Genomic DNA, 22,910 nt, shown 5'->3' on the forward strand with positions numbered 1-22,910 from the left:
GGGCTCCGGCAAAGCTGAACGGGTGAGTTCAGATGTGCGACCGGCCCGGCTCGCGCGTCAACAGGAACGCCGCGTCACCCCCGGGGACAGGGCCTCGCCACCGGCTTGGCGGCATTCCGGTGACTCGCCGGAATTCGCGGTTGAAGTTGGACTTGGTGTTGAAGCCGCTTTCCAGCATCGCGCCCGTCACCGACTGCCCGGCCTCGATCAGCCCGCAGGCATGGCGGATGCGCCAGCCGTTGATATGGCGCGAGACATTCTCACCTGTCGCCCGGTTGACCGCAGCCGACAGGCGCTTTTCCGGCAGATGCAGGCGGCGGGCCAGACGAACAAGCGTCAGGCCCGCGTCGAGATGGATCTGTTCCCGTGCCATGAGCGCATCGAGGCGGTCCAGGATGGCGGCATCCTCGGCCTCGGTCTCGGCCGGCACGGCCGGTGCCTCGGGCACCTCCTCCTCGCTGCCGCCATCGGTGGCCGACGGCGCGGCGCTGAGAAGCCCGATCGCGATCAGCGCCAGCGTCGCCGAGGACCCGATAAGCGGCGCGGCCCAGTCGGGATGGCCGCTCGCATAGGCCAGAACCACCAGGAGATCGGTCAGGGCGGACCCGATCAGCGCCCAGCCGAGCGCCATCCAGATCCGCGCGGGCAGCCCCCCCGCCTCGATCCGGGCCAGCGGCAGGTCGCGCACGGCGCCAACCTGCCACAGGATTGCCGCGCCGTAGGCCACGAAGGTCAGCGACACGACGCCGTCAATGGTCGCGGGCGCGAAGAGGCGGCAGAAGATCGCGAAAAGCGGCGCGCCAAGATGAGGCAGGACCTGCGCCCAGTCCGGCCGGCGGAAAAAGGCGGCGCGGAAGTTGATCCAGGTCAGGGGCGGGATGACCGTCGCCCCGACCGGCAGAAGCGGGCGCAACGCCGTCACGCCATAACCATGCACCAACGCCACGGTCATCAGCTGCAGCGCCGTCGCCCCCAGAAGCAGGGCCAGCAGCCTCGGCCCGCCGGACAGAAGCGTCCGCAGTGCGAGATAGGCGAGGACAAGCGCGCCGAAGGCGGGGACAGGCAGGTTGGGCATCGGGAACCTCCTGCACCCTTCTGGTCCTCAATCCCGATCCTGGCGACCTCTTTTCGGGATTTCGGACGCCAAAGCCGTGGCAGGGCGGCATCCCGGCCACAGCGTTCAGATCAAGGAGGTTCCGATGAAACGCCTGACACTTTCTTTCGCACTGTCTCTGGCCACCGCGCTGCCCGCCGCGGCCGACATGCTGCCGGGCTATGACCGGTTCGATGTCCAGTCCGTCCACCGCGCCCGCCCGATTGCCGCCTCGCTCTGGTATCCGGCGGCCAATCCGACCTTCCGCGCGCCGATCGGCGAGAACCCGATCTTCAGGCCCATCATGGCCTTCATGGGGCCGGCGGTCGCCGAAGGCCGCCATCCGCTTGTTCTCTTCTCGCACGGTTCGGGCGGCAGGGCCGATGGGCTCGGCTGGCTCCTCTCGGCGCTCGCCGGTCGCGGCGCGATCGTTCTTGGCGTCGATCACCCCGGGTCGACCGGCGGCGACAGCTCGCCCCGCCGCTCGGTCGATCTTCAGGCCCGGGCCGGGGACCTGAGTGCAGCGCTCGACCAGATCCTGACCGACCCTGCCTTCGCGCCGTTCATCGACGAGGACAATGTCAGCGTCGTCGGTTTCTCGCTCGGAGGCTCCACCGCGCTGAACCTCGCGGGCCTGCGCTTTGACGGCGCCATGCAGGACGAACGCTGCACCACCGGCCCCGACGCCGCGGACTGCTGGTTCTTCAAGCGTGGCGGGGTAAGCTTTGCCTCCGTCCCCGGGTTCTCCGCAGATGCGCGCGATGCCCGGATCGTCCGCGCAGTCGCCATCGATCCGGGTTTTGGCGGCGCAGTGATCGCCGACAGCCTGCGGGCGGTGACGGCAGGGGTTCATCTGGTCAACCTCGGCGACGCAGCCGATCGTATTGACGCGACCGACGTCGGACCGGACGGCAACGGCCTTGCCGCCCGCCTGCCGGGCGCGACCTATTCGGTCGTGGCGCCCGCGAACCACTTCACCTTCCTCGCGCCCTGCAAGGACGGGGCCGAGGCGATCTTGCAGGACGAGGGCGAAGACCCGCTTTGCAGCGATCCGGAGGGAGCGGTGCGCACAGAGGTGCATGACCGGCTCGTCGCCGACATCGCCGCCGCGCTCGGCTTGTGACGATCCGGGCGAGTGTGTGCGGTCGGCGGGGCGATCACACCGGTCGCCCCCCGAGGCGCGCGACCGCCCAGCGGGCCGCGTCGGCGACTGCCTCGTCGGCGGCGTCCAGATGGGCGGCGGCGTGGGGGGCCAGCGACGGGTCGGCGGAATTGCCGATGGCATAGAGCACGTTACGCAGGAAGCGGTCGCGGCCGATGCGCTTGATCGGGCTTCCGGAGAAGAGCGCGCGGAAGGCGGCATCGTCCAATGCGGCGAGGTCCGCGAGTTTCGGCGCCTCGGCGAAGCGGCTGGCGTAACCCGTCTCGGACGCCGCTTGCGCGAACTTGTTCCAGGGGCAGGCGGCGAGGCAATCGTCGCAGCCATAGATGCGGTTGCGAAGAAGCGGACGCAGCTCTTCGTCAACCGGCCCCTTGTGCTCGATCGTCAGGTAGGAAATGCAGCGGCGGGCGTCGAGCTGGTAGGGCGCGGGGAAGGCCTTCGTCGGGCAGATGTCGAGGCAGGCGGTGCAGGAGCCGCAATGGCTGACTTCCGCCGGATCGGGATCAACGTCCAGCGTCGTGAAGATCGCGCCAAGAAAGAACCAGCTGCCGAGATCGCGCGACAGAAGATTCGTGTGCTTGCCCTGCCAGCCGAGCCCCGCCGCCGCCCCGAGCGGCTTTTCCATCACCGGGGCGGTATCGACGAAGACCTTGATCTCGCCGCCGCCCGCGCCGATCAGCCAGCGTCCCAGGCGCTTGAGGCGCTTCTTGACGATGTCGTGGTAATCCTTGCCCTGCGCATAGACCGAGATCGCCGCCCGGTCTCTCTGCTCCAGAACCGTCAAAGGGTCGTGCGGTGGCGTATAGGCCTCGGCCAGCATGATCACTGTGCGCGCCTCTGGCCAGAGTGCGGCGGGATCGCCGCGCCAGTTCATCCGTTCCGCCATCCAGCCCATCTGGCCATGGCGGCCATCGCTCACGAAGGTGGCAAGCCGCCCGGCGGCGTCGGGGATGGCGCCCGGACGACAAAAGCCGAGGGCGGAAAAACCCTCGGCCTTGGCCTGTTCGATGATCAGGGATTTCAGACCGGCGGGCGCGCCCGTCACCGTGTCATCCCGTCCCAGAAGTTCTTGACCTTCGAGAAGAAGGACGAGCCTTCGGGGTTGTTGTTGGCCTCGATCGCGTCGAACTCGCGCAAGATTTCCTTCTGCCGCGCCGTCAGGTTCACCGGCGTCTCCACCGCGAACTCGATCAGCATGTCACCAACGCCGCCACCGCGCAGCGCGGGCATGCCCTTGGCACGGAGTCTGAGCTGTTTGCCGTTCTGCGCGCCCGCAGGCACCTTGACCAGACTGCGCCCGCCGTCGATCGTCGGCACCTCGACCTCGCCGCCAAGCGCGGCGGTCGGCATAGATACCGGGATGCGGCAGTAAAGGTTCACGCCATCGCGCTGGAAAAGCGCATGCTCCTTCACCTCGATGAAGATATAAAGATCGCCCGCCGGTCCGCCGCGCAGGCCCGCTTCGCCCTCGCCACCCAGGCGGATGCGTGTGCCGGTCTCCACCCCCGCGGGGATATTGACCGACAGCTGGCGTTCCTTCTCGATCCGGCCCGCGCCACGGCAGGCCTTGCAGGGATTCTTCACGATCTGGCCCGCGCCATTGCAGGTCGGACAGGTGCGTTCGACGGTGAAGAAGCCTTGCTGGGCGCGGACCTTGCCCATGCCCGAGCAGGTCGGGCAAGTCTGGGGTTCAGACCCGCTTTCCGCGCCGGTGCCGTTGCACGCCCCGCAATTGACCGCCGTTGGCACGGTGATCGCCTTCTGCACGCCCTTGTAGGCTTCTTCGAGCGTGACACGCAGGTTGTAGCGCAGGTCCGACCCGCGCGTCGCGCGCTGCCGTCCGCCGCCACCGCCCCGGCCACCCATGAAATCGCCGAAAAGGTCCTCGAACACGTCCGAGAAGGCAGAAGCGAAATCGCCCTGCCCGCCGCGCGGACCACCGCCCCCCATACCGCCCTCGAAGGCCGCATGGCCGAACCGGTCATAGGCTGACTTCTTCTGGTCGTCCTTCAGGCAGTCATAGGCCTCGTTCACTTCCTTGAACGCGGCTTCAGACGCGGGATTGTCCTTGTTGCGGTCGGGGTGAAGTTCTTTCGCCTTGGTCCGGTAGGCCTTCTTGATCTCGTCGGCCGACGCCCCGCGCTGGACGCCAAGAACCTCGTAATAGTCGCGTTTTGCCATTCTCAACCCACTTTCGGGAAACGCGCGGGGCCGGCCCGGCCAAAACCGGACCGGCCCCCGGGTTCAGGCGGCCTTAGCGGCGCCGCTTGTCTTCACCAAGGTCCTCGAAGTCGGCATCGACGATATCATCGTCGACGCTGCGCGGACCTTCTTCCTCGTCATCGGCCTTGGCGGCGCCTTCGGCCTGGCTCGCCTTGTAGATCGCCTCGCCGAGCTTCATCGACGCATCCATGACGTTCTGGATGCCGCCCTTGATCTTGCCGGCATCCTCGGACTTGAGCGCTTCCTCAAGCGCGCCAATGGCCAGTTCGATCGCCTCGACGGTCGAACCATCGACCTTGTCGCCATGCTCTTCCAGCGACTTCCTGGTCGAATGGATCAGGCCCTCGGCCTGGTTCTTGGCCTCGACCAGTTCCTTGCGCTTCTTGTCGCCTTCGGCATTGGCCTCGGCGTCCTTGACCATCTTCTCGATCTCGTCATCCGACAGACCGCCCGAGGCCTGGATCGTGATCGCCTGTTCGCGACCCGTCCCCTTGTCCTTGGCCTTGACCGACACGATGCCGTTCGCGTCGATGTCGAAAGTGACCTCGATCTGCGGCAGGCCGCGCGGCGCGGGCGGGATTTCCTCAAGGTTGAACTGGCCGAGCAACTTGTTGTCGGCCGCCATCTCGCGCTCGCCCTGGAAGACGCGCAGCGTCACGGCATTCTGGTTGTCCTCGGCGGTCGAGAAGATCTGGCTCTTCTTCGTCGGGATCGTGGTATTGCGGTCGATCAGACGGGTGAAGACACCGCCGAGCGTTTCGATGCCGAGCGACAGGGGGGTGACGTCCAGAAGAACCACGTCCTTCACGTCGCCCTGAAGCACGCCGGCCTGGATCGCGGCACCAAGCGCCACGACCTCGTCGGGGTTCACGCCCTTGTGCGGTTCCTTGCCGAAGAAGTTCGTCACTTCCTCGATCACCTTGGGCATGCGGGTCATGCCGCCGACCAGAACCACCTCGTCGATGTCGCCTTTCGAGACGCCAGCATCCTTCAGCGCTGCATCGCAGGGCTTCAGCGACTTCTTGATCAGGTCGCCCACGAGGCTTTCCAGCTTCGAGCGCGTCAGCTTCATCACCATGTGGAGCGGCGTGCCCGACTTCATGTCCATCGAGATGAACGGCTGGTTGATTTCGGTCTGCTGGCTCGACGACAGTTCGATCTTGGCCTTTTCGGCGGCTTCCTTCAGGCGCTGAAGGGCCATCTTGTCCTTCGTCAGGTCGACGCCATGTTCCTTTTTGAACTCGTCGGCCAGATAGTTGACGATGCGCATGTCGAAGTCTTCGCCGCCGAGGAACGTATCCCCGTTGGTCGATTTCACTTCGAAAAGACCGTCGTCGATCTCGAGGATCGTGATGTCGAACGTACCGCCGCCGAGGTCATAGACCGCGATGGTCTTGGTCTCTTTCTTGTCGAGGCCGTAGGCCAGCGCCGCCGCCGTCGGTTCGTTGATGATGCGCAGAACTTCAAGGCCCGCGATCTTGCCTGCATCCTTTGTGGCCTGACGCTGGGCGTCGTTGAAATAGGCCGGAACCGTGATGACGGCCTGCGTGACCGACTCGCCAAGGTAGGATTCGGCGGTTTCCTTCATCTTCTGCAGGATGACGGCAGAGATCTGGGCGGGGCTGAACTTCTCGCCGCGCACTTCGACCCAGGCATCGCCATTGCCACCGTCGACGATCGAATAGGGAACGAGTTTGCGGTCCTTTTCCACTTCCGCGTCGGTGACGCGGCGGCCGATCAGGCGCTTGACGGCGAAGACGGTGTTCGACGGGTTGGTGACGGCCTGACGCTTGGCGGCCTGGCCCACAAGGCGTTCGCTGTCGGTATAGCCCACGATCGAGGGCGTGGTGCGGGCGCCTTCCGAATTCTCGATCACGCGGGGCTTCGACCCGTCCATGATCGCGACGCAGGAGTTGGTGGTCCCGAGGTCGATCCCGATGACTTTGGCCATAGTAATTCCTCTTCCTTCGGCGATGATATGGAGCCGGGTCCCATAAGGCCCCCGCCTCCGATCCCAGATTGTGATCGGGGTGCCCCCCGACCGGCTTCTGGGCGTATATAGGGAGGGGAAATTGCCCCTGCAAGCGGCGAGAGAAGCGGAAAAGCGGAAAGAAATCGTGGAAAAGCCGGACAGTTCTTCCTCTTTTCCATCGCCGTCGGCGGTGATCCGCGGAATGCGCCTGCATGCGGGCTGGATCGCGCCGGACGAACAGCGCGCGCTGGTCGCAGATCTGCGCGCGGTCATCGCCGCAGCGCCGCTCTTTTCGCCGCTGACCGGCTGGGGCAAACCGATGAGCGTACGCATGACCTCGGCGGGGCGCTTCGGCTGGTATTCCGACCGCAAGGGCTACCGCTACATCGACCGGCATCCCTCCGGCGGCGCCTGGCCGCCGATCCCGGAACGTGTGCTTCAGGTCTGGCGTGCTCTGTCGGGCTCGGCGCGCGACCCCGAGTGCTGCCTGATCAACTGGTACAGGCCCGAGGCGCGCATGGGCCTGCATCAGGATCGCGACGAGGCTGATTTCAGCCAGCCGGTCCTGTCGATCAGTCTCGGTGACGATGGCCTCTTCCGGGTGGGCAATATCGAACGAGGCGGGCCAAGCGAAAGTGTCTGGCTGCACTCCGGTGACGTTCTGGTGATGGAGGGCGCTTCGCGCCTTCTTCATCACGGTATCGACCGTATCGCGCCCGGCACATCCGCGCTTCTTGAACGCCCGGGCCGGATCAATCTGACCTTGCGTGTGGTGACCTGAGCAACGAGGCGATGGCCGATCCGGCGCAGGGCCGGAGAGGGGGCAGCTGACGGATGTCGGTCACGGGTATCTGGTGGCGGCGCACTGAGGCTGCGCGCCGGTCAGCGCAGCCAGCGTTCGGCGAGCGGGGCCAGCAGGATCACCAGGATGATCCGCAATAGATGGTGGCTGACGACGTAGGCCAGATCGGCGCCCGCGACGATGGCGATCACCACCATTTCCGCCTGCCCGCCGGGCAGGAAGGCGAGAAAGGCCTCGCGTGCTGGCGCGATGCCGGAACGGTGGATGACCTCGATCAGCGCAAGCGACAGGCAGCCGAGCAGCAGCGCGTGTACAAGGCCCGCCCCGACGATGCGTTTCAGCTCGGCCCAGGTGATGCCGGAATATTTCGACCCGACGGCGATGGCGATGAAGAATTGCGCGGCCCAGATGATTTCGGCCGGGGGGCGCATGGTGATGAGGCCCGCAAGCGAGAGGATCGCGGTCAGGATCAGCGGCCCGAGGATCGAGGCGCCGAATAGGCCCGCGCGCTCGGCGATCTTCCAGCCAAGGAAGCCCGACGCTACCATCAGGGCGATCTGCAAGGGCGGCGCGTCTGCTGCGGGCTGGCCCGGCGGACGGGTCAGGTCGACCGACCAGACATGGGTCATGATGACCGGGGCGAGCGTCACGATGAAGAGAACGCGGGTGGCGTGGATCAGCGACAGGGCGCGCGGATTGCCGCCCGCCTCTTCGCCGAAGATCAGCATGTCCTGCAGCCCGCCGGGCATGGCCGCGTAGAAGGCCGTGGCGTGGTCGAAGCCGAGGACCCGGCGGAAGAGCGGATAGCCGAGCCCGCCGATGGTCAGAACAAAGACGGGAACGAAGAGGAGCGACAGCGCGAAATCGGGGATATGGCCAAGCGTGGCTGGCTGGATCGACGATCCAACCGCGACACCAAGGAAGGTGCGCATGAAGGTACCGAGTATGCCCGCATCGCGCATGCGGATACCCGACAGCGCGGCGACAAGGCAGGCCGCCAGCGGGCCAAGCAGAAGCGGAAGCGGCAGGTGAAGGACCAGGAAGAGTGCCGCGCCCGCCGCAGCGGCGGCGAAGGTGGTCAGGCGGCCACGGTCGAGATAGCTCACACCTCGATCTCTTCCAGAAGATGCGCCCATTGCGCGCCATGCATGTCCCGGTCCTCGCGGCTGCCCTGGATCACCGGGCGGGGCAGCGAGAATTTCACCACCGAAAGACCCTCGATGTCAAAGCGCTTGAGCGTCTGACGCGGCGTGGCGAAGAGACGCGCAACCTCGCCCGTGTCCAGCGCGGCGCTAACCCGCGCGAACCGATCTGCATCGCCGCAGAAAATGTCCACCGTCAGCCAGAAGGGACCGGCGTTCTTCGAGCGCACCTTCAGGACCAGATCGCCCAGCTTCATGCGCCGACCTCCGTCACAAGGATGCGGAAGGCCGCCATCGGGTCGTCGAGCATCAGGACATGGTTCAGCGCGAATTCGTAAAGCGCGCCACGGTCGGTCGTGGCGGGCGAATAGGGGAAGGCGAAGGTGGGCAGTTCCTCCTCCTCGGTCAGCGGATAATGAAGGACGAAAGGGTTGATGAGCTTGCCGATTTCGGCCGCCGTTTCCTGCGTTGCCGCCGTGACGATCCCCAGAACGCCGATTTCCACCGGCTGGCCGCTGCGGTTCTCAAGGCTCCCGAGCGCTCCGTCGGCGCCGATCAGCCGGAAGTCGATTGTATAGTCGGCGGGTGACAGGCCCATTCGGTTTGCGATTTCCCCCTGAAGGAAGGCGTGCAGCCTTTTCGTCCATTCCCGCGCGGCGGCGACATAGCGGGGCGCGCGCAGGATGGCGAGGATCGTTGTCTGGTAGCCCGCGATCCGCGCCCCTTCGAGTTTGACCGTATAAGGCCCGGGCACCCATTCCGACCCTTCGACCCGGACCCGCCGCGCGTCGAGCGCGCGGTAGCGCGCGCCCGTCACGTCGAGATGCCCGCCCGGCTCATAAAGGCGGAACGGGTCGGAATTTTCGTAAAGCATATGGGCCGAGACCGAATGCGGCGTACAAAGCGCGCTTTCGGCCATCGCCTCGACAGTGAAACCGGTCTCGTCGAAATCGACGAGGATCACCCCCGACGTCGGGTTCGTTGAACAGAGCGCCCCGCATTCGGCGATCTTGGCGCCGTGCCAGGCCGCACCCGGATGATCGCCGCGCGCAAGCGGCAGGGCGGCGATGGTCGCCGTGTCGGTGGTGCGTCCGGCGATGACGATATCAGCGCCGGTGGCGAGGGCCGCCTGAATCTGTTCGGCGCCTGCAAGGGCGACGATATTGGTCATCTCCGCAAGCGCCGCCGCATCGACCGGCGGCGCGGGGTCGAGCGGGCGTACCTCACCCGCCGCCAGAGCCTTGGTGATGCGGTCCCTGGGCTGGCTGGAATAGAGCCGCGCCACGCGGACGCTCTCGCCCAGTTCCGCCGCCAGTTCCTCGGTGATCGCATACATCCAGTCGACGGTTGCGTCGGTGCCGCAGGTGCCCGCCGTGCCGATCACCAAAGGTACGCCCGCCTCGGCGCGGGCCTGCATCAGATGCCGCCATTCGGCCTTTGTGGCGGCGCGGGAATATTTTGATACACCCGCGCCGAGGGAATAGGGTCCGCTGTCGGTCGAGCCCCCGTCTATGGCGATGATGTCGGGCCGTGCCGCCACCCCGCGCGCCAGCGCCGCCCGGTCGAAACCGAGGCCGAGAACGCCCGAAGGCACCAGAACGCGCGTCGCCATCCTTCCCTCAGTCTCTGTCGTAGCTGTCTGTTGCGGGCACCGGCGGCCGCTTAAGCACACCGCGCAGGAACATCGGCGCGACAAAGCCAAGTGCCGCGGCAAGCCAGAGGCCCACAGAGATCGGCGAGGAGAAGAGATAGGTCCAGTCGCCGTCCGACAGAACCATCGCGCGGCGCAGGTTGTCCTCCATCGCATTGCCGAGGAGGATGCCGAGGATCACCGGCACGGTCGGAATGTCGAGCTTGCGGAAGACATAGCCCATCACGCCGAAACCGATCATCATCAGCATGTCGAAGCTCGATCCGGTCAGCGAATAGATCCCCACGAAGGCGATCATCGTGACGCCGGGCAGAAGGATCGCGCTTGGCACAGACAGGATATGGACGAAGATCTTCACCATCGGCACGTTCATGACCAGCAGCACGATGTTGGCGATGAGAAGCGCGGCTATCAGACCCCAGACAACCTCGGGCCGGTCGGTGAAGAGAAGGGGCCCGGGCGTGATGTTCAGCGTCAGAAGCAGAGCCAGCAGCACCGCCGTCGTCCCCGACCCCGGCACGCCAAGCGTCAGCATCGGCACCAGCGCACCGCCCGCCGCCGCGTTGTTCCCGGCCTCCGGCGCCGCCACGCCGCGCGGGTTGCCCTTGCCGAAGCTCTCGGGGTCACGCGCGATGGCTTTTTCGCCCATGTAGGCGAGGAAGGACCCAATCGAGGCGCCCGCGCCCGGCAGGACGCCTGCGGCAAAGCCGATGACCGTACCGCGCAGCATGGTCCAGCGGGTGGACCAGAGCTTTGCCCAGTCGACGGTGATCTTGCCCAGCTTGACCCCGATGGCGCTGTCACGCCCATGGCTTTCGATGAAATGGAAAACCTCGGCCACCGCAAAGAGGCCGACGATGGCGACAAGGAAGCTGATCCCGTCGTTCAGATGCATGTTACCAAAGGTGAAACGGGGCATGCCCGTCGTCTTGTCGTATCCGATCATCGCAGTTCCGAGGCCGATGGCGACAGCCATCGCGGACTTGGCCTGATTGTTGGAGCCGATGCCGCCGAGCGTGCAGAAGGCGAGGGCATAGAGGGCAAAATAGTCCGCCGGTCCGAATTTGTAGACGACCTGAACGAGCAAGGGCGCCAGTAGCATCAAAGCGATGGTGGCGAGGAAGGCACCGACGAACGAGGCGACACCGGAAATCACCAGCGCGTCCGAGGCGAAGCCCTGCTTGGCCATCGGATAGCCGTCGAGTGTCGTCATAACTGCCGGTTCATCGCCGGGAATGTTCAGAAGGATCGAGGAGATACGCCCGCCATACATCGCGCCGTAATAGACCGAGGTCAGCAGCACCAGCGCCGAGATCGCGTCGAGTCCCATCGAGAAGGAGATCGGGATCAGCAGCGCCACGCCGTTCGAGGGGCCAAGGCCGGGCAGGGCGCCAATGATCGTGCCGACGAAGGCGCCGATCACCGCAAGCATAAGCGTCCAGGGCGTCAGCGCGATGGAAAAGCCCATGGCGAGGTTCGAAAGAATGTCCATTCAGGCGCTCCTAACCCATCAGGAAACGCGGCAGGCCGTGAAGGCCGAGACCGAGAACCGTCTTGAAGAGAACGTAAAGGCCGATCCCCAGACCCGCGCCTGCGAGCGCGGCCTGAGCCGGGCGGCGGCTGATCTGCCAGGACAGGAAACCCGAGACGAGCATCGTCGGCAGGATAAAACCCAGGGGCTTGATCGTCAGCGCATAGAGCACGAGCGCGAGAAGGGCCGCGCCAAGTGTCATCACCATCGCCGGGCCCGGCCAGTCGACGTCCGGATCGGGGCGCAGCACCATCACCAGCGCGCAGATCAGCACCAGCCCGCCGATCATGTAGGGAAAGACCCGTGGCCCGACAGGATCGGACATGAAGCTGGTCTCTACGGTAGAGGCGCTGAGGAGATACCCCAGCGCCACGACCATCATGACCAGACCGAAGATCCGGTCACCTTTCATCACTGGATGATCCCGATTTCTTTCGAGATATTCGTGATCTCGGCGATGTTCTCGCCCACGAAGGTCTCGAAATCGGCACCCGTGACCGTGTAGGGCGCAAGGCCGTTCTCGGTCATGACCTGCTTCCACTGGTCCGAGGCCGCGACCTTGTTCAGCGCATCCACCCACTTCGCATAGTCGTCGTCCGAGATACCCTTCGGCACATAAAGGCCGCGCCAGTTCATCGCGACGAGATCGACGCCCTGTTCCTTGGCGGTCGGGATATCGTCGAAGCCGGTGACGCGTGCATCCGACAGGACCGCAAGCGCGCGCACATCGCCGGATTTCAGGAAGCCGCCAACCTCCGACAAGTCGCCGGTCATGGCTTGCGTAAAGCCGCCCACCGTCTGGGTGATCGCGTCTGCGCCGCCGTCGAGGCCGATGTACTTGACCGATTTTGCATCGGTGAAGCCTGCCCGGTTCAGAAGCATCAGGACCTTCAGGTGGTCGAAGCCGCCCACGGCCGAGCCGCCTGCGAAGGAAACGGCGGCCGGATCGGCCTTCACCGCCTCGATCAGGTCGTTGATCGACTGGTAAGGGCTGTCCTTGCCCACGACGATCACGCCCGGATCGCCGGCGATCGCGCCGACCCAGCGCACCTGGTCGGCCGTCGCGCCTGCGAAGGCGTTCTGGGCAAGCCGGGTGGTGGTGGCGGACGAAGCCGCGACGATCAGGTCGGCATCCTCGTTCCGGTCGGCGACAACCGCCGAATAGGCGACACCGCCGCCCGCACCCGCCATGTTGGTCACCTGAACAAGGTTCGGCGTCACGCCGATTTCCTGCAGGATACGACCGATCTGGCGGCAGGTGAAATCCCAGCCGCCGCCGGGGTTCGCAGGCGCGATACATTCGGTGGCCGACGCCGCACCAGCGGCCGAAAAAGCAGCGACAGCGGATAGCGCCAGCGCCTTGAAAGTGGTTTTCATCTGTTCCTCCCATGGTTCAGTCGCGCCCCGGTGCGCTTGGCTGCCCGGGGATTGCGAGGGGCAGTCAAACCTGAAAAGCTGACATGAACCTGTCACGGGCCATGGTTCGCCCAAGGTTCATCGCAAAGGGGAGGGCGATGCGGTTCCTGCTGGTCGAGGATAATGCCGATCTTGCGGCCTCGGTCGCTGCGCGGCTGAAGCTCGACGGTCATGCCGTCGACAGCGCCGCGACCCTTGGCGAGGCCGAGGCCTGTCTGGGCGTTGCCGGTTACGATCTCATCCTCCTCGACATGATGCTGCCCGATGGCGACGGGCGGGATTTTCTGGCGCGTCACCGCAAGGCCAGCCGCGAAACGCCGGTCATCGTGATGACTGCGCGCTCTGCCGTCACCGACCGGATCGACGCGCTCGATACCGGGGCGGATGACTATGTCACGAAGCCTTTCGACTTCGCCGAACTGGAGGCGCGCTGCCGTGCAGTCCTGCGGCGGCGGGGTGGCGGGGCGCAGACACTCAGGACCTACGGGGATCTGACCTTCGATCCGCTCGCGGCGACGCTGGCGGTCGGCAACGAACGGCGGGAACTCCGTTCGCGCGAGGTCCGGCTTTTTGAACTCTTCCTCAATGCGCCTGACCGGATCCTGTCGAAGGAACATCTGTGTGACCGGCTTTTTTCCTTTTCCGAACCGGTCAGCGACAATGCCATCGAGGTCTATGTCGGGCGCCTGCGCAAGAAACTTGCGGGCAGCCGCGCGCGGATCGAAACCGTGCGTGGCCTTGGCTACCGTTTGACGGGCGGCTGACATGGCGCAGCAGTCAGTCACACCCTCCCTCTCGCCGGTATCGCTGAGGCGCCGCCTGCTCCTGCAGCTTCTGCTGCTGGCCGCCTGCCTGTCGGTCGGGCTTTACGCCGCCGTGCGACTTGGCGCCGACCGCGCGTCGGAGGCAACATTCGATGCCGTCCTCGGGGCTGCCGCCGGAAGCCTCGCCGAAGAGGTGCGGGTTGCCGAAGGGGGTATCGCGGTCGACCTGCCGCCCGCGACCTTCTCGATGCTCTCGGCGATGGGGGAGGAGCGGATATTCTACCGTGTCGATGTCGATGGCGTGCCGGTGACAGGCTATGGCGACCTGCCCTTGCCGGAACTGCCGCCAACAGCCCTTGCGCCGAGCTTCTATGACGCCCGCTATCGCGACACCGATGTCCGGGTCGCAGCCATCCTGCGCAGCATCAGGATCGAGGGGCGCGCGGCGCCGCTTCTGGTGCTACTTGCCGAGACGCGCCAGGGGCAGGGGGCGATCGCGGCGCGGCTTGGCAACCGGGCGGCGGTTCTGGGGCTTGGGATCTTCCTCGCCGCCATCCCCTTTTCTCTTTACTTCGCGCGCAGCTTCCTCAGCCCGATCGACCGTCTGGCCGAGGCGGTGGGACGGCGCGGGGCCCGCGACCTGCGCCCGCTGCGCCATCCGGCGCCTAGCGAACTGCAACCGTTCGTCACCGCGCTGAACAGCTTCATCGCCCGGCTGCGCGGCACCCTCAGCCAGACCGAGACCTTTCTGGCCGAGGCCGCGCATCATATCCGCACGCCTCTGACGGTGATGCGAAACGAGGCGGAACTGGCGCTTCGGCAGTCGGGCGAGGAGGAAACCCGCGCCCGGCTGCGCGGCCTGATCCGGGCGGCTGACGAATCGGCGCGCTCGGCAAGCCAGCTTCTGGATCATGCGACCGTCCTTTACCGGGCCGAACAGGCCGACTGGGCCGAGGTCGATCTGGCGAAACTTGTCCGCGATCTGGTGGAACGCTTCCGCCCGGCGGCAGAGATGCGGGATATTTCGGTTCGGCTGGAGGTCCGTGGCACGCTGCCCACGCGGTCAGACCCGGTGCTGGTCGAGGCGGCGCTGAGGAATATCATCGACAATGCCGTCAAATATTCGGCGCCGGACGGGCTTGTCGAGGTGGTGGCCGAGGCAGTCTCGGGCGAGGGGCGCGTGACTGTGATGGACCGCGGGCGCGGTCTGGCGGGGGTCGTGGAACAGGGGCTCAAGCGCCGGTTCCGGCGCGGTGCCAATGTAAGCGACGTGCCGGGATCGGGCCTTGGCCTGACCATCGTCGAGGAAGCCGCACAGGCGATGGGCGGCCGCTTCGCCATCGGCCCGCGAGAGGGAGGGGGAACATGCGCCGTCTTTTCGCTGCCGCTTCTGTAAGGCTGTTCTTCGGCGCCCTGTGGCTTGCGCTTGTCGTGGCGACGACCGCGCGGGCATTCGAAATCGAGGCGGTGGAGGACTTCGGCAGCGGCGCGCAGCGCATCGACGTGCTGTCCACCACCGACATCGCCTATATGCAGCCAGTGATTGACGCCTATCTGGCGCGCCACCCCGATGTGACCCTGCATTATGTCGTCGCCTCCAGCCAGGAGGTCTACCGCGCCGTGGCGGAGGAGGACGCGCCCTTCGATCTGGTGATCTCCTCGGCGATGGACCTGCAGATGAAGATCGCCAATGACGGGCTGGCGCGCCCGCTCCCGGCCGCGCTCATGTCGGGCCAGCCGGGCTGGGCGCGCTGGCGCGGCCTTCTGGTCGCGGTGACACAGGAACCGGTGGTGCTGCTTCTTGGTCGTGATGCCCTGCCGCCCGGCGTTTCCCCACCCACGACGCGGCGCGAGCTGATCGACCTTCTGCGCGACCATCCCGACCGCTTCCGGGGCAAGGTCGCGACCTACGATCCGGCCGTGTCCGGCGCGGGCTATCTGTTCGCGGTCCAGGATGCGCGGCTGTCCGACGCATTCTGGCGTCTGGCGGAAGTGATGGGACGGCTCGACACGAAGCTTTACTGCTGTTCTGCCGGCATGATCGGCGACATTGCCGAGGGGCGGATGCTGCTTGGCTATAATGTCCTTGGCTCCTACGCACCGGGAAACGACGCGGACGGGCTAAGGATCGTCGAGCTTCAGGATTATACGCTGACGCTTCTGCGCACGGCACTTGTGCCGCAGGGCGCCCGCGCACCGGAGGCCGGGGCTGAGTTTCTGGCGTTCCTTCTGTCCGCCGAGGGGCAGGCGCTTGTTGCCGAGGGTGCGGGTTTGCCCGCGCTGGACGCCGATGCCTTCGACCGCAACCCGCATCTGCGCCCGATCCGGCTTGATCCCGGCCTTCTGGCGAACCTCGACCAGATCACCCGGCGGCGGTTTCTGGAAGAATGGCGCGCGGCCCTCATTCAGCCTTGACGGCCTTGCGTTGCGACCCCGGGCGCGGTTGCCGCGGCTTGCAAACTGTGGCAAGACTGAGTAAAGCCAAACTAAACCATTGAGTTCAGAAATGACCGATTACGCCGCCGCCCGCACGATGATGGTCGATACGCAGGTCCGCCCCAATGACGTGACCAAGTTTCCGATCATCGAAGCGATGCTGACGGTGCCGCGTGAGGCTTTCGTGCCTGAAGCGGCCAAGGGCGCGGCCTATCTCGGCGACAATATCGCGCTGAACCCGGGCCGGGTGATGCTGGAACCCCGCACGCTCGCCAAGCTGCTGGACGCTTTGGATGTCGGGCCGGGCGACAAGGTGCTGATCGTCGGCGCAGGGCTTGGCTATTCGGCCGCCCTCTTGGCGCGGATGGCGGGCACGGTCGTGGCGCTTGAGTCGGAAGCGGGCCTTGCGGCAGCGGCGCGTGACCGTCTGTCGGCGCAGGGTGCCGCCAATGTCACGGTCCGTGACGGCGCACTTGGCGATGGTGCGAAAGCCGACGGGCCGTACGACCGGATCCTCGTGGAAGGCGCGATCGAGACATTACCCGAGACGCTGGCCGCGCAGCTGTGCGAGGGTGGCCGCATCGGCGCGGTCTTCATGGATGGCGCGCTTGGCACCGCCCGCATCGGCCACAAGATCGACGGCGCCATCAGCTGGCGCTTTGCGTTCAACGGCGCGGCCCCGGTTCTGCCGGGCTTTGCCGCGAAACGGGAATTCAGCCTGTAAGCCCGCCCGCTCTTCGCGGACAGCTGGCCGGTCAGGCGACAATAGTCCGGGTCCGAACCCGGCGGCAGGAGGCAAGAGAATGGCAGGTCATGTGGCGCGCACGCTGAGGGCCCTCGCGGCCGGGTCGGCCATGCTCGCGCTTCTCTCCGGGCAGGTCCAGTCGGAAACCCTGGGGGACGCGCTGGTGTCAGCCTATCGCAACTCCAACCTCCTGGATCAAAACCAGGCGGTGCTGCGTGCCGCCGACGAGGATGTGGCGACAGCCGTCGCGACGCTGAGGCCGGTGATCAGCTATATCCTCAAGGGCACCTACAGCGAGGGGCGCAGCCCGCTCTTCGGCACCGGGGTGAACAGCCGCACCGCCGAGCACATCATCAGCCTGGACTGGACGCTTTACGATTTCGGCCGCTCGCGGTTTGGGATCGACATTGCCAAGGAAACCGTCCTGTCCACCCGGCAGGCGCTTCTGCAGGTCGAACAGGGCGTGCTGCTGGACGCCGTTCGCGCCTATATGGACGTGCGTCGCGCGACCCAGGCGGTCGAGATCAACCGCACCTCGGTCAACGTGATTTCCGAACAGCTGCGCGCCGCGCAGGACCGGTTCGAGGTTGGCCAGATCACCCGCACCGACGTGGCGCTTGCCGAGGCGCGTCTGGCGGCGGCGCGCGCGGGCCTTGCCGCGGCCGAGGGCGACCTGAAGGTGGCGCGGGCTGCCTATACCGCCGCCGTCGGCCATGAAAGCGACGGGCGCACCAGCCTGCCCGGCACCCCCGCCTTCCCCAAGACACTCGCCGAGGCGCAGGCGCTGGCGCAGAAGCTGCATCCGGCGATCCTGAGGGCCCAGCATCAGGCCAAGGTCGCGGACCTGCAGTTCGAACTGGCGCGCGCCCAGCATTTCCCGACTATCGAGGCAGGCGCTCAGGCCCTGCGCGACGACGATGGCGAGACCTCCGGTCAGGCGACAGTGCAGCTTGTCCAGCCGTTGTTCACCGGCGGCAAGATCGCTTCGGCCGAACGCAAGGCCATCGCCGGGCGCGATGCGTCGCGCGCGGCCCTGACGCAGACGGCGGTCGAAGTGGCCGAGCAGGTGTCCAATGCCTGGTCGGCGATAGAGGTCGCGCGCGCCCAGATCGGTGCCATCGACCTGCAGATCGAGGCAGCCCAGTCGGCCTATGACGGCACCAAGGAAGAGGCGGCGCTTGGCGCCCGCACGACGCTCGACGTGCTGGACGCCGAACGCGAGCTTCTGTCGGCCAAGTCAGACCGCACCACGGCCGAGGCCAATCTTCAGGTAGCATTTTATTCACTTCTCGCCTCTATGGGTCTTCTGACGGCGGAAAACCTGAAACTCGGGATCCCGGTCTATGACCCAGAGGCCTATTACAACGTGGTCAGGAAGGCGCCCCTCTCGGCGCAGGGGGCGAAGCTCGACCGTGTCCTCAAGGCCATCGGCAAGAACTGATTGTTACAGAAGTCTCATTTTTGATGTGACGTACGGCCGCCGGTCTGCTGTTATCATGGCAAGGCAGGAGCGGTTGAGATGAGCACATCCCCGGCGAATATGGAAATCAACGACGTCCTTTCCTCGATCCGGCGGCTGGTGGCCGAGCGTCGGCACGTGATGCCCGACGAGGCAGCGCAGGCTGGCGGCGCGGCTGCAGCGCCCGCTTCGGCTGCCCCGTCTGTTTCCGCGCCCGCTGCTCTGGCCGAGAGTGCCGACAGCCGCCTTGTGCTGACCGCTGCCCACCGCATCCCCGCCGAGGATGCCGCGCCTGCCGTCGCGTCCGGGACGGCCGCCGAATGGGAGGCCGATATCGCCGCCGAGGTAGAGGAGACGCCGCTCCTCCTCGACCTGCCGCCGGAGGTCGAGGCCGAGCCGCTTCTGGCGGAGGCGGCATCCCTGGAAGAAACCATCGCCGAACTGGAAGCCGCCGTCGCCGATATCGATGAGCCCTTTGAACCCGATCTTGGCGATGCCGAGGCCCTGGAGGATGCTGACTGGACGGCGGACGCCGCCGATCCCGCGCCGGAGGCCGCCAGCCGGGCGGGAGAAGCGCCTGCAGAGCAGAAGCCGTCAGGCTTCCACGGGATCATGGCCGGTTTCGAAATGTCGGCGCCCGAAGACCGCCTCGATGCGCCGATCATCGGTGATATTGCGATGCCGCTCATGCGTCGCGGCGACAGCTGGCGTGTCTCGCTCTCGCCCGCGGCCCCCGAAGGCGATCTGTCCGAGCCGCCGGGCAGCGCAACTCCGGTCGCCGACGACATCAGCGGCGCGGCGCAGGATCTTTCCGAAAGCCTGTCTGACGGCAGCGGTGACCCCGAAAGCCGGGATGAGCAGCCCCTCGGCGACGCCGCACAGGCGCAAGCGGTCGAACCTGCTGGTCGGCTGCATCTGTCGCTGACGGCCGTTGCCCTGCCGGACGTTGCAGACGACACGCCCGAGGACGGGGAAGACAGCCTTCTCGCGGACGAGCTGGACGAGGCTGCCGCGCCGTGGCCCGACGAGGAAGCCGGGAAGGCCGCCGGACAGTCGGACGGCATGTTACGCGACCTGATCGCCGACATCCTGCGCGAGGAGATGCAGGGCGAGTTCGGTGCCCGCCTTGTCAGCCGCATCGAGGCAGCCATCGCCGAGGCGCTGCAGACGCGCCGGTGAGGGCAGCGGTCCGTCACCGGCCCTTGCCAGCAAGCAACGGGCGGCGCACTCTGCCGCCGCCATGAACACGCCCGCCCATCTTCTCTTCGGCGCCGCGCTCTTCGCGCGCCCGTCGCACCCGGGAACGACCGTCGCCGCTGTTCTCGGCGCGCTTGTACCCGACCTGTCGCTGTATCTCATGGCCACGGCCTCGATCTGGCTCATGGGCATCCCGGCAGAGCGGGTGTTCCGAGAGCTTTATTTCTCGACCGAATGGCAGGCGGTTTTTGCAGTCGATAACAGTATCCCGCTCTGGGGCATCGTCCTGGCCTTCGCCCTTTGGCGGGGCAGGACCGCTGTCATCGCCTTCGCGGCGGCGGGGCTTTTGCATGTGACCTGCGACCTCGTGCTGCACAACGAGGATGCACGCCGCCATTTCTGGCCGGTGTCTGACTGGATGTTCCGCAGCCCGGTCAGCTACTGGGATCCGCGCCACCATGGCCAGATTGTCGCGCCGGTCGAAATGGCGCTCGCGATTCTCTGCACCGCCTGGCTCTGGCGGCGTTTCTCGGGCTGGCGGGCGCGGGCTTTCTTCGCCGCGCTGCTCGCACTCGAACTCACGCCGCACCTGATGTTCCACTATCTGCTCTGACCCGGACACGAAAACGCGCGCCCTTGGGCGCGCTGTGTGACCGGACTGCCGGGCGCTGATCAGGCCGCTTCGGCCTCTTCCGCGGCATGACGGCGTTCGCTTTCCTCGCGCGACAGCGCGACCGAGGTGCGCACGCCCTTGCCCACGAATTCCATCAGGCCCTTCACCACCCGCTCGTTCGGGTCGATCCCCGCGCAGGACAGAACCTCGCGGCCATCGCGCGACCGCGCCCAGCGGGCGATCTGGTCGGGGCCGTTGCCGTATTTCTTGTCATCGGCGATCGCATCGTCGAGCGCAGCCAGAACCACCGCGGCAAAGAGTTTGCGCGACCGCTGACCCTGCTCGTAATTGAAAGCCGTACCATCCACGAAGTCGCGCATTCCATTCGTCCTGTTATTGCTCTTGCGTTTCCCGAAGTGCCGTGAATATGACGATTTATTCGTGATTCGGTATTTCTGGTTTCGAATGCCTGTCATGCGCCTGACGCATGGCTTTGCGGTCGCAGCATCAATATCTGGCTGAAGTTACCGCAAACGCAGGTCCAGATATGGGGAGGTTCTTCGCCGCGTCAAGTCGCCCATGCGATTCTTTTGCGGATTTGACCAGACGGTCGATCAAGAACCCGATCGAGGCTACGCGCGCCGAACCGTGGCTTCTCCCGCCCGCATTTTGCCCTCCGCCCGGTCAAATCGCAGGTAGGCGATCGCATTATTGCCGGAACGTGTACAAATCTCCCCCGCTTCCTTGCCGTCCGCAAGGATCGGGGTGCCAGGTGCTGCCTCCCCGGCGATCTCGACCCGGGCAAGACCCTTGCGCAGCTCGGTCTTGTGCTTCATCCGCGCGGTGACCTCCTGCCCGACATAGCAGCCCTTGCGGAAATCGACACCGTTCAACCGCTCGAACCCCATTTCCAGAATATAGCTGTCATCGGGATGCAATTCGGTCAGGCTTTCGGGGATCAGCTCGGCCACGCGTATCGCATCCCAGTCGGTGGTCGGCGCGGCGCCGGGACCATTCGCCACGGCACGCCAGCCCATCGCCGGATGGCGCGGATCGGGGAATGCACCCGCAGGGGCGGGCCCAAGGCCGCGATGGACGTGAAGTGCGGTGCGCTCGAGCGTGACATCGGCCCGCAGCCGGTAGAGTGACAGGCGGCGCACCAGCCCTTCGGCTAGCGGTTCGGCCACGTCGAGCAGCACTGCCTCCTCGGCCGGGTAGAGGAAGAAATCGGCCAGGTACTTGCCTTGCGGGGTCAGAAGGGCTGCATAAACCGCCCCGTCTTGGAGCCTGCGCAGGTCGTTGGTGACAAGCCCCTGCAGGAAGCTTTCGCGATCCTTGCCGCTGATGCGGATGATGGTCCGGCCCGGGGCCTCTTCGCCTGTCATGATCCCTCCTGTCGCGAGGCCAAGATATAGCGCAGGCTCCGGCATGCGAAAGGGGCGGGGCGCATTGTCTTCTCAACGGACGCGTCGTAGCGTCGCGCCGACTGTAGGAGCTTTCCCATGAACCTGTCGCAGGGCCGTCGCTATCTGGCCATCCCCGGCCCGTCCGTCATGCCCGACCGGGTGCTGAGTGCCATGCACCGTGCGGCGCCCAATATCTATGAGGGGCCGCTGCATGACCTGACCGCAAGGATCATGGCCGACCTGCGCCGGGTGGCCCGCACCTCGGCCCATGTGGCGATCTATATCGTCAACGGCCATGGCGCGTGGGAGGCGGCGAATGCCAACCTCTTCTCGCGCGGCGACAGGGCGCTGGTGGCTTCGACCGGCCAGTTCGGGTTGAGCTGGGCCAATTCGGTCCGCCGCATGGGGGTCGAGGTCGAGTTTCTGGATTTCGGCCGCTCGGCGAAGGCCGACGCGGGCCGGATCGAGGCGGCGCTGCGGGCTGATCGCGGCGGCCGGATCAAAGCGGTGCTCCTGACCCATACCGACACCGCCTCGACCGTCAGGAATGACGTGGCAGAGGTGCGGGCGGCGATCGACGCGGCGGGGCATCCGGCCCTTCTGGCGGTCGATTGCATCGCCTCGATGGGCTGCGATCCGTTCCTGATGGATGAATGGGGTGTCGATGTTGCCGTGGCGGCGAGCCAGAAGGGGCTGATGGTGCCGCCGGGTCTCGGCTTTGTCTGGTTCTCCGACAAGGCGCTTGCCGCCTGCAAGGGATCGGACCTCAGGACGCCCTACTGGGACTGGGAGCCGCGCGCCTTTGCCGAGGAATATTGGCAGCATTTCTGCGGGACCGCGCCCACGCATCATCTGTTCGGCCTGGGCGAGGCGCTGACGATGATCCTCGACGAGGAGGGGCTTTCAAATGTCTGGGCGCGGCACGAACGTTTGGCGCGCGCGGTCTGGGCCGCGGTCGATGCCTGGGGGACGGGCGGTGACATCGCGCTGAACGTGGCGGCGCCGGACCAGCGCGGCACATCGGTGACGGCGGTGCGCTTCGGCGGCGGGGCGGGCGGCAGGTTGCGCCGCTGGAGCGAGGAGGTGGCGGGGGTGACGCTGGGCATCCCGCTCGGCATGGCGCACTCGAACGAGCCCGCCTATGGCGACTATCTCAGGATCGGTCATATGGGTCATGTGAATGCCCATATGGTGCTAGGCGTCCTGTCGGTGATCGAGGCGGGAATGAAAGCCCTGCAAGTGGCGCACGGCGCAGGCGCGCTAGACGCGGCTACGGCGATGATCGCCGGGGCGTGAGG

The 22,910-nt window shown here is 66.2% G+C and carries 22 protein-coding genes; 10 read left to right on the plus strand and 12 right to left on the minus strand.

Annotated elements, in window-relative coordinates:
• Nucleotides 1–28: 28 nt before the first annotated feature.
• Complete coding sequence (locus P0645_RS07675) at nucleotides 29–1,075, minus strand: helix-turn-helix domain-containing protein (RefSeq protein WP_284163991.1); 1,047 nt, start codon at nucleotides 1,073–1,075, stop codon at nucleotides 29–31.
• Nucleotides 1,076–1,199: 124 nt separating this feature from the next.
• On the opposite strand from P0645_RS07675, the gene P0645_RS07680 reads away from it, so the two are divergent.
• Nucleotides 1,200–2,216 carry an alpha/beta hydrolase family protein gene (locus tag P0645_RS07680; protein ID WP_284163992.1) on the plus strand — a complete coding sequence of 339 codons (1,017 nt, stop codon included), beginning with the start codon at nucleotides 1,200–1,202 and terminating at the stop codon, nucleotides 2,214–2,216.
• Between the two features lie 34 nt (nucleotides 2,217–2,250).
• Here P0645_RS07680 and queG read toward each other — a convergent pair whose 3' ends face one another.
• The 3 genes from queG to dnaK form a co-directional block, all read right to left on the minus strand.
• Nucleotides 2,251–3,300, minus strand: coding sequence for a tRNA epoxyqueuosine(34) reductase QueG (gene queG / locus P0645_RS07685; protein ID WP_284163993.1), 1,050 nt, complete (start codon nucleotides 3,298–3,300; stop codon nucleotides 2,251–2,253).
• Complete coding sequence (gene dnaJ / locus P0645_RS07690) at nucleotides 3,297–4,436, minus strand: molecular chaperone DnaJ (protein ID WP_284163994.1); 1,140 nt, start codon at nucleotides 4,434–4,436, stop codon at nucleotides 3,297–3,299. The genes queG and dnaJ overlap by 4 nt, the downstream gene beginning before the upstream one ends.
• Nucleotides 4,437–4,509: 73 nt before the next feature.
• Complete coding sequence (gene dnaK / locus P0645_RS07695) at nucleotides 4,510–6,429, minus strand: molecular chaperone DnaK (RefSeq protein WP_284163995.1); 1,920 nt, start codon at nucleotides 6,427–6,429, stop codon at nucleotides 4,510–4,512.
• Between the two features lie 223 nt (nucleotides 6,430–6,652).
• Between dnaK and P0645_RS07700 the strand changes: the two genes are divergently transcribed.
• Nucleotides 6,653–7,231, plus strand: coding sequence for an alpha-ketoglutarate-dependent dioxygenase AlkB family protein (locus P0645_RS07700; RefSeq protein WP_284163996.1), 579 nt, complete (start codon nucleotides 6,653–6,655; stop codon nucleotides 7,229–7,231).
• 101 nt (nucleotides 7,232–7,332) lie between these two features.
• On the opposite strand, the gene P0645_RS07705 is transcribed toward P0645_RS07700, so the two are convergent.
• The 6 genes from P0645_RS07705 to P0645_RS07730 are packed head-to-tail and all read right to left on the minus strand — an operon-like array spanning nucleotide 7,333 to nucleotide 12,953.
• Entirely contained in the window at nucleotides 7,333–8,358 is a 1,026-nt protein-coding gene (locus tag P0645_RS07705; RefSeq protein ID WP_284163997.1) for an AbrB family transcriptional regulator, read from the minus strand.
• On the minus strand, nucleotides 8,355–8,651 hold the full coding sequence (locus tag P0645_RS07710) for a DUF4387 family protein (RefSeq protein ID WP_284163998.1): 297 nt from the start codon (nucleotides 8,649–8,651) through the stop codon (nucleotides 8,355–8,357). Before P0645_RS07710 ends, P0645_RS07705 begins: the two co-directional genes overlap by 4 nt.
• Nucleotides 8,648–10,006, minus strand: a complete 1,359-nt coding sequence (locus P0645_RS07715) for an acyclic terpene utilization AtuA family protein (RefSeq protein ID WP_284163999.1) — start codon at nucleotides 10,004–10,006, stop codon at nucleotides 8,648–8,650. Before P0645_RS07715 ends, P0645_RS07710 begins: the two co-directional genes overlap by 4 nt.
• Nucleotides 10,007–10,013: 7 nt before the next feature.
• Nucleotides 10,014–11,537 (minus strand): tripartite tricarboxylate transporter permease, encoded by a 1,524-nt coding sequence (locus tag P0645_RS07720; RefSeq protein ID WP_284164000.1) that lies wholly within the window; start codon nucleotides 11,535–11,537, stop codon nucleotides 10,014–10,016.
• 10 nt (nucleotides 11,538–11,547) lie between these two features.
• Nucleotides 11,548–11,988, minus strand: coding sequence for a tripartite tricarboxylate transporter TctB family protein (locus P0645_RS07725; protein WP_284164001.1), 441 nt, complete (start codon nucleotides 11,986–11,988; stop codon nucleotides 11,548–11,550).
• Nucleotides 11,988–12,953, minus strand: coding sequence for a Bug family tripartite tricarboxylate transporter substrate binding protein (locus P0645_RS07730; RefSeq protein WP_284164002.1), 966 nt, complete (start codon nucleotides 12,951–12,953; stop codon nucleotides 11,988–11,990). Before P0645_RS07730 ends, P0645_RS07725 begins: the two co-directional genes overlap by 1 nt.
• 137 nt (nucleotides 12,954–13,090) lie before the next feature.
• Between P0645_RS07730 and P0645_RS07735 the strand changes: the two genes are divergently transcribed.
• The 7 genes from P0645_RS07735 (at nucleotide 13,091) to P0645_RS07765 (ending at nucleotide 20,206) form a co-directional block, all read left to right on the plus strand.
• Complete coding sequence (locus P0645_RS07735) at nucleotides 13,091–13,756, plus strand: response regulator transcription factor (protein ID WP_284164003.1); 666 nt, start codon at nucleotides 13,091–13,093, stop codon at nucleotides 13,754–13,756.
• Nucleotide 13,757: 1 nt separating this feature from the next.
• Complete coding sequence (locus P0645_RS07740; RefSeq protein ID WP_284164004.1) at nucleotides 13,758–15,152, plus strand: sensor histidine kinase; 1,395 nt, start codon at nucleotides 13,758–13,760, stop codon at nucleotides 15,150–15,152.
• Nucleotides 15,122–16,171: an ABC transporter substrate-binding protein gene (locus P0645_RS07745; protein WP_284164005.1), complete on the plus strand. Its 1,050-nt coding sequence runs from the start codon at nucleotides 15,122–15,124 to the stop codon at nucleotides 16,169–16,171. The genes P0645_RS07740 and P0645_RS07745 overlap by 31 nt, the downstream gene beginning before the upstream one ends.
• A 91-nt stretch (nucleotides 16,172–16,262) precedes the next feature.
• Entirely contained in the window at nucleotides 16,263–16,916 is a 654-nt protein-coding gene (locus tag P0645_RS07750; protein ID WP_284164006.1) for a protein-L-isoaspartate O-methyltransferase family protein, read from the plus strand.
• A 79-nt stretch (nucleotides 16,917–16,995) separates the two neighbouring features.
• Complete coding sequence (locus P0645_RS07755) at nucleotides 16,996–18,378, plus strand: TolC family outer membrane protein (RefSeq protein ID WP_284164007.1); 1,383 nt, start codon at nucleotides 16,996–16,998, stop codon at nucleotides 18,376–18,378.
• 78 nt (nucleotides 18,379–18,456) lie between these two features.
• A complete protein-coding gene (locus tag P0645_RS07760; protein ID WP_284164008.1) occupies nucleotides 18,457–19,575 on the plus strand; it encodes a hypothetical protein in 1,119 nt (372 codons plus the stop codon).
• Between the two features lie 61 nt (nucleotides 19,576–19,636).
• Entirely contained in the window at nucleotides 19,637–20,206 is a 570-nt protein-coding gene (locus tag P0645_RS07765; protein ID WP_284164009.1) for a cobalamin biosynthesis protein CobQ, read from the plus strand.
• Between the two features lie 59 nt (nucleotides 20,207–20,265).
• Here P0645_RS07765 and P0645_RS07770 read toward each other — a convergent pair whose 3' ends face one another.
• Both P0645_RS07770 and ygfZ read right to left on the minus strand, forming a co-directional pair.
• Nucleotides 20,266–20,586: a DUF6280 family protein gene (locus tag P0645_RS07770; protein ID WP_267634917.1), complete on the minus strand. Its 321-nt coding sequence runs from the start codon at nucleotides 20,584–20,586 to the stop codon at nucleotides 20,266–20,268.
• A gap of 252 nt (nucleotides 20,587–20,838) precedes the next feature.
• Nucleotides 20,839–21,591, minus strand: a complete 753-nt coding sequence (gene ygfZ, locus P0645_RS07775; RefSeq protein WP_284164010.1) for a CAF17-like 4Fe-4S cluster assembly/insertion protein YgfZ — start codon at nucleotides 21,589–21,591, stop codon at nucleotides 20,839–20,841.
• A gap of 117 nt (nucleotides 21,592–21,708) precedes the next feature.
• Here ygfZ and P0645_RS07780 point away from each other — a divergent pair, with 117 nt between their 5' ends.
• Nucleotides 21,709–22,908: a pyridoxal-phosphate-dependent aminotransferase family protein gene (locus tag P0645_RS07780; protein ID WP_284164011.1), complete on the plus strand. Its 1,200-nt coding sequence runs from the start codon at nucleotides 21,709–21,711 to the stop codon at nucleotides 22,906–22,908.
• Nucleotides 22,909–22,910 lie beyond the last annotated feature (2 nt).

This window comes from Frigidibacter sp. SD6-1, assembly GCF_030143255.1.
Classification (GTDB): Bacteria; Pseudomonadota; Alphaproteobacteria; order Rhodobacterales; family Rhodobacteraceae; genus TMP-24.

Bases quoted from the DNA above. Each gene is read 5' to 3' on its own strand.
- P0645_RS07675 (WP_284163991.1), bottom strand. From the start codon at position 1,075: ATGCCCAACCTGCCTGTCCCCGCCTTCGGCGCGCTTGTCCTCGCCTAT.
- P0645_RS07680 (WP_284163992.1), top strand. From the start codon at position 1,200: ATGAAACGCCTGACACTTTCTTTCGCACTGTCTCTGGCCACCGCGCTG.
- dnaJ (WP_284163994.1), bottom strand. From the start codon at position 4,436: ATGGCAAAACGCGACTATTACGAGGTTCTTGGCGTCCAGCGCGGGGCG.
- dnaK (WP_284163995.1), bottom strand. From the start codon at position 6,429: ATGGCCAAAGTCATCGGGATCGACCTCGGGACCACCAACTCCTGCGTC.
- P0645_RS07700 (WP_284163996.1), top strand. From the start codon at position 6,653: ATGCGCCTGCATGCGGGCTGGATCGCGCCGGACGAACAGCGCGCGCTG.
- P0645_RS07710 (WP_284163998.1), bottom strand. From the start codon at position 8,651: ATGAAGCTGGGCGATCTGGTCCTGAAGGTGCGCTCGAAGAACGCCGGT.
- P0645_RS07715 (WP_284163999.1), bottom strand. From the start codon at position 10,006: ATGGCGACGCGCGTTCTGGTGCCTTCGGGCGTTCTCGGCCTCGGTTTC.
- P0645_RS07720 (WP_284164000.1), bottom strand. From the start codon at position 11,537: ATGGACATTCTTTCGAACCTCGCCATGGGCTTTTCCATCGCGCTGACG.
- P0645_RS07725 (WP_284164001.1), bottom strand. From the start codon at position 11,988: ATGAAAGGTGACCGGATCTTCGGTCTGGTCATGATGGTCGTGGCGCTG.
- P0645_RS07730 (WP_284164002.1), bottom strand. From the start codon at position 12,953: ATGAAAACCACTTTCAAGGCGCTGGCGCTATCCGCTGTCGCTGCTTTT.
- P0645_RS07735 (WP_284164003.1), top strand. From the start codon at position 13,091: ATGCGGTTCCTGCTGGTCGAGGATAATGCCGATCTTGCGGCCTCGGTC.
- P0645_RS07740 (WP_284164004.1), top strand. From the start codon at position 13,758: ATGGCGCAGCAGTCAGTCACACCCTCCCTCTCGCCGGTATCGCTGAGG.
- P0645_RS07745 (WP_284164005.1), top strand. From the start codon at position 15,122: ATGCGCCGTCTTTTCGCTGCCGCTTCTGTAAGGCTGTTCTTCGGCGCC.
- P0645_RS07750 (WP_284164006.1), top strand. From the start codon at position 16,263: ATGACCGATTACGCCGCCGCCCGCACGATGATGGTCGATACGCAGGTC.
- P0645_RS07755 (WP_284164007.1), top strand. From the start codon at position 16,996: ATGGCAGGTCATGTGGCGCGCACGCTGAGGGCCCTCGCGGCCGGGTCG.
- P0645_RS07760 (WP_284164008.1), top strand. From the start codon at position 18,457: ATGAGCACATCCCCGGCGAATATGGAAATCAACGACGTCCTTTCCTCG.
- P0645_RS07765 (WP_284164009.1), top strand. From the start codon at position 19,637: ATGAACACGCCCGCCCATCTTCTCTTCGGCGCCGCGCTCTTCGCGCGC.
- P0645_RS07770 (WP_267634917.1), bottom strand. From the start codon at position 20,586: ATGCGCGACTTCGTGGATGGTACGGCTTTCAATTACGAGCAGGGTCAG.
- ygfZ (WP_284164010.1), bottom strand. From the start codon at position 21,591: ATGACAGGCGAAGAGGCCCCGGGCCGGACCATCATCCGCATCAGCGGC.
- P0645_RS07780 (WP_284164011.1), top strand. From the start codon at position 21,709: ATGAACCTGTCGCAGGGCCGTCGCTATCTGGCCATCCCCGGCCCGTCC.